This window comes from Pseudomonas sp. YuFO8, from assembly GCF_035065025.1.
Classification (GTDB): Bacteria; Pseudomonadota; Gammaproteobacteria; order Pseudomonadales; family Pseudomonadaceae; genus Aquipseudomonas; species Aquipseudomonas putida_AE.
The window spans coordinates 1-8710 of the sequence record NZ_JAXDEQ010000077.1 but is presented as its reverse complement, the minus strand read 5'-3'; the positions used below and the strand labels follow the sequence as shown (position 1 = coordinate 8710).

The 8710-nt window shown below is 59.4% G+C and carries 8 protein-coding genes and 2 tRNA genes; 3 read left to right on the top strand and 7 right to left on the bottom strand.

The window, feature by feature from the left end:
- Positions 1-136 precede the first annotated feature (136 nt).
- The 4 genes from SOP95_RS31055 to SOP95_RS31040 form a co-directional block, all read right to left on the bottom strand.
- Complete coding sequence (locus tag SOP95_RS31055) at positions 137-916, bottom strand: ABC transporter permease (protein WP_274072944.1); 780 nt, start codon at positions 914-916, stop codon at positions 137-139.
- Positions 913-1845 (bottom strand): ABC transporter ATP-binding protein, encoded by a 933-nt coding sequence (locus tag SOP95_RS31050; protein WP_323609463.1) that lies wholly within the window; start codon positions 1843-1845, stop codon positions 913-915. Before SOP95_RS31050 ends, SOP95_RS31055 begins: the two co-directional genes overlap by 4 nt.
- Positions 1846-1978: 133 nt before the next feature.
- Positions 1979-2602, bottom strand: a complete 624-nt coding sequence (locus tag SOP95_RS31045) for a glutathione S-transferase family protein (protein WP_323609462.1) — start codon at positions 2600-2602, stop codon at positions 1979-1981.
- A gap of 43 nt (positions 2603-2645) precedes the next feature.
- Positions 2646-3305, bottom strand: coding sequence for a transglutaminase-like domain-containing protein (locus SOP95_RS31040; protein ID WP_323609461.1), 660 nt, complete (start codon positions 3303-3305; stop codon positions 2646-2648).
- Between the two features lie 248 nt (positions 3306-3553).
- On the opposite strand from SOP95_RS31040, the gene SOP95_RS31035 reads away from it, so the two are divergent.
- Complete coding sequence (locus SOP95_RS31035) at positions 3554-6001, top strand: acyl-CoA dehydrogenase (RefSeq protein ID WP_274072940.1); 2448 nt, start codon at positions 3554-3556, stop codon at positions 5999-6001.
- 81 nt (positions 6002-6082) lie between these two features.
- A complete protein-coding gene (locus SOP95_RS31030) occupies positions 6083-6490 on the top strand; it encodes a PA2817 family protein (protein ID WP_007991629.1) in 408 nt (135 codons plus the stop codon).
- Between the two features lie 89 nt (positions 6491-6579).
- Here SOP95_RS31030 and SOP95_RS31025 read toward each other — a convergent pair whose 3' ends face one another.
- Positions 6580-7578 carry a LysR family transcriptional regulator gene (locus SOP95_RS31025; protein ID WP_274072939.1) on the bottom strand — a complete coding sequence of 333 codons (999 nt, stop codon included), beginning with the start codon at positions 7576-7578 and terminating at the stop codon, positions 6580-6582.
- A gap of 91 nt (positions 7579-7669) precedes the next feature.
- Here SOP95_RS31025 and SOP95_RS31020 point away from each other — a divergent pair, with 91 nt between their 5' ends.
- Complete coding sequence (locus SOP95_RS31020) at positions 7670-8296, top strand: alanyl-tRNA editing protein (RefSeq protein WP_274072938.1); 627 nt, start codon at positions 7670-7672, stop codon at positions 8294-8296.
- A 117-nt stretch (positions 8297-8413) separates the two neighbouring features.
- Here the strand turns inward: SOP95_RS31020 and SOP95_RS31015 are convergent.
- Positions 8414-8489, bottom strand: a tRNA-Gly gene (locus SOP95_RS31015).
- A 77-nt stretch (positions 8490-8566) separates the two neighbouring features.
- Positions 8567-8642: transfer RNA gene (locus SOP95_RS31010), tRNA-Gly, on the bottom strand.
- Positions 8643-8710: the final 68 nt, after the last annotated feature.

The window sequence follows — 8710 nt, the reverse complement described above, 5'->3', positions numbered from 1 at the left end:
CGTTTTTCCAAGTGACTCGCCGTAAGGGCGAAACCATAAGTGGCCGTTACCGCAGCAATGGATATGTACTCAGTCAAGCCGCCATCGCTGGCAAGCCAGCTCCTACAGTAGATCGGGTACATCCGCGAGACAACGATCAGGTACGCATCCCGCGCCCACTCACCAGCAACCGCGCACATCCCAGGTACAGAATCACAGTCGCCACCAACATGAACGTGATCGCGATACTGATCCGAATATCCGAAACGCCAAGAATGCCGTAACGGAACGCATTGACCATGTGCAATACCGGGTTGGCCAAGGATACGGTCTGCCAGAACGGCGGCAGCAACGAAATCGAGTAGAACACCCCGCCCAGGTAGGTCAACGGCGTCAGCACAAAGGTCGGGATGATCGAGATGTCATCGAAGTTGCGCGCAAATACGGCGTTGATGAAGCCCAGCAGCGAGAAGATCGTCGCCGTCAGCACCACCACCAGAACGGTCACGCCCAGGTGATGCACCTGCAAATCAGTGAAGAACAGCGACAGCAGCGTCACGATGATCCCGACCATCAAGCCGCGCAGCACGCCACCGAGGGTGTAGCCGATCAGGATGGTGTGCGGCGACACCGGCGACACCATCAGTTCTTCGATGGAACGCTGGAACTTGCTGCCGAAGAAACTCGACACCACGTTGCCGTAGGAGTTGGTGATCACCGACATCATGATCAGGCCCGGCACGATGTACTCCATGTAGGTGAAGCCACCCATGTCGCCGATCTGTCGACCGATCAGGTTACCGAAGATCACGAAGTACAGAACCATGGTGATCGCTGGCGGTAGCAGCGTCTGCGGCCAGATCCGGGTAAAGCGCCGGACCTCACGGTAAACGATGGTGTTGAGGGCAACGAGGTTGGGTTGCAGCTCGGAACTCATACCGCCACCTTCGACAGATTTTTCTCCACCAGGGACACGAACAACTCCTCGAGGCGATTGGTTTTGTTGCGCAGGCTCAGCACTTCGATGTTCTGCTGCGCCAGCTGAGTGAACAGCGCGGTGATGCCCATGCTTTTGTCCACCTGGACTTCCAGGGTGTGAGCATCGAGCAAACGAGAGGGATAGCCAAGCAGCTGAGGCGACGCGCTCACACTGCTCTTCAAATCCAGCAGGAAGGTCTCCACATGCAGTTGGCCGAGCAACTGCTTCATGCTGGTGTTTTCGACGATAACGCCGTGGTCGATGATGCCGATGTTGCGGCACAGCTGCTCAGCCTCCTCCAGGTAGTGCGTGGTGAGGATGATGGTGATGCCTTTCTTGTTCAGCTCGGTGAGGAAGGTCCACATCGAGCGACGCAGTTCAATGTCCACGCCAGCAGTCGGTTCGTCGAGGATCAACAGGCGCGGTTCGTGGACCAGTGCACGGGCAATCATCAGGCGACGCTTCATGCCGCCGGACAGCGAACGCGACGGCACATCGCGCTTGTCCCACAGACCAAGCTGGGTCAGGTACTGCTCGGCGCGTTCCTTGGCGACTTTCGCCGGGATGCCGTAGTAACCGGCCTGGGTCACGACAATGTCGAAGGTCTTTTCGAACTGGTTGAAGTTGAATTCCTGGGGCACGACGCCAATGGAGCGCTTGAGCGCCGCCGGGTTCTTGTCCAGGTCGTGACCGAAGATATTCACCGTGCCGCTGGTCTTGTTCACCAGGGTCGACAGAATGCCGATGGTCGTGGATTTGCCGGCGCCGTTGGGGCCGAGCAAGGCGAAGAAGTCACCTTCGGCGACATCCAGATCGATACCACTCAAGGCCTGGAAACCGTTGCCGTAGGTTTTGGTTAGCTGCCGGATGGACAGAGCGGAACTCATATCGGATTACGCACCAAGAAGGGGAAGAAAGGGACAGATATGGGCGGGCGGCAAGCAAAACAACCGCGGCGCATGGACGCAATGGTGCTTGTCGCCGCCGCACAAGTACAGTCAAGTGTGTCGATAGTGAGTATTAAGTCAACGCGGTCATGACCGCCTTGCGATACGCCGGACGCTCTTGCAATCGTGCGTACCAGGCCTCCAGATGGGGCTTGGGCGAACGTTCGATCGGCATCTCGAACCAGGCATAAATGAAACTGCCCAAGGGAATGTCGCCCATGCCGATCTCGTCACCGGACAGGTAGGGCTGGGTCGCCAGCGCCTGGTCGGCCATCGCCAGCAGCGTCTCGCATTCCTTGATCGCCGCCTTGATTGCGGGCCAGTCCTGTTGCTCGGCTGGGGTGCGCACGACGCCCCAGAACACCGTGCGGAATGGTCCGGCAATACTGGACGTGGTCCAGTCCATCCACTTCTCGGCGCTGGCCCGCGCTTGCAGGTCCGCCGGATACCACGACGTATTCGCTGCATGCCTGGCCATCAGGTAACGCACGATGGCGTTTGATTCCCACAGCACGAAGCCATCGTCTTCAATCACCGGCACGCGGCCATTGGGGTTCATGGCGCGGTACTCGGGCGTATCGACCACACCAAAGGCACCGCCGGCGTCGATGGCCTCATAGGCCAGGCCCAGTTCCTCGGCGGCCCACAATGGTTTCCTGACATTCGATGAATTCTTCCGACCCCAGATCTTCAGCATGACCGCCTCTTTATGGATGAATGCGCAGGCAGCATACGCCGGATCAGGCGCGACTCAAATCGCTCTGCATGTCCCCCAGCAGCGCCGGCAGTTGCTCGTCGAACAGGTGCGGATAACACTTTTCGAGGTGTTCGAAGAAGAACTTTTCCGGCACGTCGCTGAACTGGCCGTGATCGATTATGTACTCCATCAACTTCTCGCCGTCGCGATTGTAGGGATGAAAAACGCTGTCGTTGATCCCGTCGAATTCCAGTGGCGCCACATTGAACAGGTCGCACAAGCCCTGGTTGAACGCAGGGGTGGCCTTGACCCAACGACCATTCAGATAAAGCTCGGTGTAGCCGTGCATGGCGAACACGTCGCTCTTGAGCAATTCGAGCAAGCGTGGAGTCGACAGATGATTGCGCACGTCCGCCAAACCGATCCGCGCGGGTATGCCGCAATGCCGCGCTGCACCGGCCAGCAGTGTGGCTTTCGGCACGCAGTAACTTTCCCCGGCCGCCAGCGCATGACTGCCGCACAAGGTCTGCGGATCACGGCTGAAGGTATAGGGGTTGTAGCGCACGGCCTCGCGCACGGCGTAATAGAGATGGACCGCCTGCTCGAGCGGGTCGCGACTGGCACCGCGGTGTTTTTCGGCGAACTCCACCACACAGGGGTGGTCACTATCGATGAAGCGGCCGGGGCTCAGGTACTCGTGCATGCGGGCAATCTCCTTGAGAAGTCTCGAGTCTATCGAGAGGTTCAGCACAGAGATAACGACGTTTCGGCCAAACATGGGCGCTTTGTCGCCCGCTCAATGAACGATTTTTCACGGTCTGTCGCGCCTAAGGCCTACACAATCATCCAGGGTTTCCCACGATTTCAATCCCCTCGCTCTGACCACCCGGTTTTACGGATGCCGTCTAAGCTCTGTGGGTTGGTACGCCCTGGGTTCACGGAGGATTAAATATGCTGCTGTTGTGGATACTGGTTCTGGTTGTCGGGATAGCTTATTTAGCCCACCGTCGCATCGCGCCGCTGCCTGCCCTGGGCATCGTGGCTGTCTATCTGCTGGCAATGGGCGCGTTCAGTCGCGCGCCGGGTTGGCTGCTGTTGATTTTCTGGGTGCTGACCGCCGCCGTGGCGGCGCCCCTGCTTTTGCCTGACCTGCGCCGCAAGTTCTTCAGCGCACCGATGTTCAACTGGTTCCAGAAAACCCTGCCACCGATGTCGGAAACCGAACGCGATGCCATCGAAGCTGGCACCGTGTGGTGGGACGGCGAACTGTTCAGCGGTCGTCCGGACTGGAACAAACTGTTGTCCTATCCCAAGGTGCAACTGAACGAAGAAGAACAGGCCTTCATCGACGGCCCGACCGAAGAACTCTGCGCCATGGTCAGTGACTGGCAGCTCGGTCAAACCATGGACTTGCCGGCCGAGGCCTGGGCTTACATCAAGGACCAGGGATTCTTTGCCCTGATCATCCCCAAGGAGTTTGGCGGCAAGGGTTTCTCGGCCTACGCCCACTCGCAAGTGGCGATGAAACTGGCCAGTCACAGCGGCGATCTCGCCTCCACCGTAATGGTCCCCAACTCCCTCGGCCCTGCCGAACTGTTGCTGCATTACGGCACCGACGAACAGCGCAACCATTACCTGCCACGCCTGGCGCGCGGCGATGAAATCCCCTGCTTTGCCCTGACCGGTCCCCTCGCCGGTTCGGACGCCGGCGGCATGCCCGACACCGGGGTGATCTGCAAAGGCGAATGGGAAGGCAAGGAAACCCTCGGCCTGCGCCTGAACTGGGAAAAACGCTACATCACCCTGGGCCCGGTCGCTACCCTGCTCGGCCTGGCGTTCAAGGCCTATGACCCGGACCACCTGCTGGGCGAAGAGGAAGACCTGGGTATCAGTCTGGCGCTGATTCCAACCGACCTGCCCGGCGTGGACATCGGCCGTCGTCACCTGCCCCTGGGGGCGGCGTTCATGAACGGCCCGAACTCCGGCAAGGATGTGTTCGTGCCGCTGGAGTTCCTGATCGGCGGCCAGGAAATGCTCGGCAAGGGCTGGATGATGCTGATGAATTGCCTGTCCGTCGGGCGTTCGATCTCCCTGCCGGCGGTGGGCACCGGCATGGCCAAGTTCACCAGCCTGGTGACCGGCCAGTACGCGCAGATTCGCGAGCAGTTCAACGTGCCGATTGCCGCTTTCGAAGGTATCCAGGAAGCCATGGCGCGCATCGGCGGCAATGCCTGGATGATGGACGCCGCACGGATGCTGACCGCCAACGCGGTGGACCTCGGCGAAAAACCGTCGGTGCTGTCGGCGATCCTCAAGTACCACCTCACCGAGCGCGGCCGCGAGTGCATCAGCCAGGCGATGGATGTGCATGGCGGCAAGGCGATCATCATGGGGCCGAACAATTACCTGGGGCGCAAATGGAACGGCGCGCCGATCTTCATCACCGTGGAAGGCGCGAACATTCTTTCGCGCAACCTGATGATCTTCGGCCAGGGCGCGATTCGCTGCCACCCCTTCGTACTCAAGGAAATGGCCCTGGCCACACGGGAGGACAAGGACCAGGCACTCACCGAGTTCGATGGCCTGCTGCTCAAGCACATCGGCTTTGCCGTGGGCAACGCCGCCAGCACGCTGGTGTTGAACCTGGGTTTCGGGCACCTGGAGCACATGCCGGGCGACAAGCTCAGCCAGGGTTATTTCCGCGCGCTGAACCGTCAGGCTGCCGCCTTCGCCCTGCTCGCCGACCTCAGCATGATGCTGCTCGGCGGCGAACTGAAACGGCGCGAACGCCTGTCAGCACGGCTGGGCGATGTGCTGAGCAACATGTACCTGGCCAGCGCCGCGCTCAAGCGGTACAACGACCTCGACTCGCCGGAGTACATGAAGCCGCTGTTTACCTGGGCCATGGAGGAAAGTCTCGGGCACGGCGAGCGGGCCATGGATGAACTGCTCGACAACTTTCCGAACAAGGTGCTGGGCTGTCTGTTGCGAGTGATCGTGTTCCCGTTCGGCCGTCGCCACAAAGGGCCGTCGGACAAACTCGGCGCCGAAGTGGCGGCGGTGATTGGCCGCGCCAAGGGCGATCCGGCCCTGGAAGAAGTGCTGCTGGGTTGCTACCGCCCGCAATCGGTCGAAGACCCTGTTGGCGTCCTGCAGCACACCTGCAATCTGTTGGACGCTGCGCAACCCTTGCGCAAGAAACTGCACGTGGCGCTCAAGAGCGGTCAGGTCAAACCGGTCGCCGGGGAAAATGTCATCGAGGCCGCACTGGAAGCCGGCGTGTTGCAACCGGTGGAAGCCCAGACACTGCGTGAGGCCGAAGCATCGCGACGCAAAGTGATCGATGTCGATGCTTTCGATAAAGAGGAAATAGCCCTGACCGAGGGTAGCGTGCGCTGATCCATCCAGCTCTCGATCATGGGAAAATGCGCGCGGGAGCTTTATACTCCCGCGCCCGTTTTGCTCTTGAGGACTTATCTCGTGTCCAACATCGTTGCCGATCATCTCGTTTTGCTCGACCACTTGCGCAGCATCCTGGTCGCCGTAGGTGAGGCCGAACAGGTTCCCGAAGAAAGCCATGCCTTGTTCCTGGAGCGCTTCGACGAACTGCTGGCGTCACTGCCGATCGATCCGATCGAAAGCCAATACCTGGGCCAGGACATCCTGACTCAAGTCATTTCCCGTTATCCGCAAATCGCCCACCTGATCCCACGGGATCTGCTGTGGTATTTCGCCGGTGACTGCCTGCACTACTTGTCCGATGAAGAAATCGACCTGTACCAGGCACTGGAAGAGCGTCGTTTCGAAGCCGAACAGAATGACGAACCTTTCGACTGGAACCAGGAGAAACAGCTGCTGGCGTTGTCGAATCAGGACAGCAAGCACTGATACAAAAGATCGCAGCCTGCGGCAGCTCCTACAGGGGAATTGCGTACCACCTGTAGGAGCTGCCGCAGGCTGCGATCTTTGCTTTTGCCTCAGAACAACCCTTCACTCTCGGGCAACTCATACTCCGAAACCGGCGTACTCAGCGTGCTCGACTTGCCTGGCTTGCCCAACGTCGGCTCCTTCTCCAGACACTCCACCAGGTAATCAATCAATACCCGTAGCTTGGGCGGCAGGTATCGGGTTGGCGAATACAGCAACCAGGCGCCTCCGTGGTAGGACGCCAGGAACGTCCAGTCCGGCAGCACCTGCACCATCAACCCCTTCTCCAAGGCACGACGTGCGGTGAAATACGGCAGGCTGCCAATGCCGATGTGCTGCAACACCGCGCCAAAACGTACACCGGTGTGATTGGCGGCATACCGTCCGCGCACTCCGACGGTTACGGTTTTGCTGCCTTTCTTGAACTTCCACCGCGCATCGCTCGGGGTTTCGCCCAGGTAAAGGCAACTGTGGTTGAGCAGGTCATGGGGGTGAGTCGGCGTCCCGTGCTCGGCCAGATACTCGGGTGTGGCGCAGAGCAGATGGTCGATGCTCAGCAGCTGCCGCCCCACCAATCCCGCTGGTGGCCGGTCGGTGATGCGAATCGCCAGGTCGACGTGATCGTCGATCAGATCCACCTGACGATCCTCAAGCAACAACTCCACATCCACCTTGGGATAACGGCGCAAAAACTCCGGCATATGCGGGTGAATCACGATTCGGCCTACCGCTTTAGGGACGCTGATGCGCACCACTCCCTCGGGCTCATCAGTGAACTGACCACTGATTTCCATCACGGACCGGGCCGCGTTGACCATCTCCTGGCACCGCTTGAAGACCTCCTCGCCACCATCGCTCAAACGCAGCTTTCGTGTAGTCCGTTGCAGCAAACGGGTGGCCAGGGCCTTCTCCAGTCGCGAGATGCTGCGACTCACCGCCGAGGGCGAAGAGCCCAATTGCCGAGCGGCTTCGGAGAAGCTGCCGGTTTCGACGACCTTGACGAAAATCGCCATTTCACCCAGCAACGGCAGTGGAAGATTTATGCTCACAACGCAACAGTCCTTTGATGTTTGAACGGATTATCACGCTAATCCACGCTTCATATAATAAAAAATAGAAATTTGATTACGAGCTTGGAATATGACGCTTCGCCTCTTTTTCCACAGTGATGACCTCAAGGCCAATGTGGAAGTCCTGGACTGCGCACCTCACGAGAACGAATTCGCCGTGGTGCTGCGCGCAACCTTGTTTCACCCTCAGGGCGGCGGACAACCTTGCGATACGGGGTGGATCGGCGACAGCCGGGTACTGCGCGTAGTCCAGGATCCTGACCGGATCGTCCATTTCGTCGATCAGCCGGTCAACCCCGGCATGACCCAGATCCGCATCGACGAGCAACGTCGCCAGTTCAATACCCGCATGCATTCGGCCGGCCACCTGATTGGCCACTTCGTCCAGGCCATGGGCTGGATGCCGATCAAGGCGCATCACTGGCCCGGCGAAGGACGTGTGCAATTCAAACCGGCAGACTCGGCCCATGACGTTGACCCGCAGACCGTTCAGGACGGCCTCGAACAGTGGATCGCCCATGATCTGCCGCGCCTGACATCGCTGCGCGAAGGCGCCCGGGAAATCAGTTTCGGTGAACTGCCGGCCTATGGCTGTGGCGGCACCCATGTACGTAGCCTGAAAGACCTGGGCACGGTCACGATCTCGTCCCTTTCGCAAAAGAAAGGCACGTTGTCCGTCCACTACCACGTGGACTGAACCTGCGACGCGCCTATAAAGGCCCGCTCAGTCTGACTGGCGGGCCTTTTTTCTACGATGGACATAAATCGCGCACAAACAAAAACGCCGCTCAATGAGCGGCGTTTTTGTTAAATATGGAGCGGGAAACGAGACTCGAACTCGCGACCCCGACCTTGGCAAGGTCGTGCTCTACCAACTGAGCTATTCCCGCAAAAAGCATCCCCTGGGGGACTCTAACATCTGTTACAAACAAAAACGCCACTCGGTGAGCGGCGTTTTCGTCAAATATGGAGCGGGAAACGAGACTCGAACTCGCGACCCCGACCTTGGCAAGGTCGTGCTCTACCAACTGAGCTATTCCCGCAAATGGCGTCCCCTAGGGGACTCGAACCCCTGTTACCGCCGTGAAAGGGCGGTGTCCTAGGCCACTAG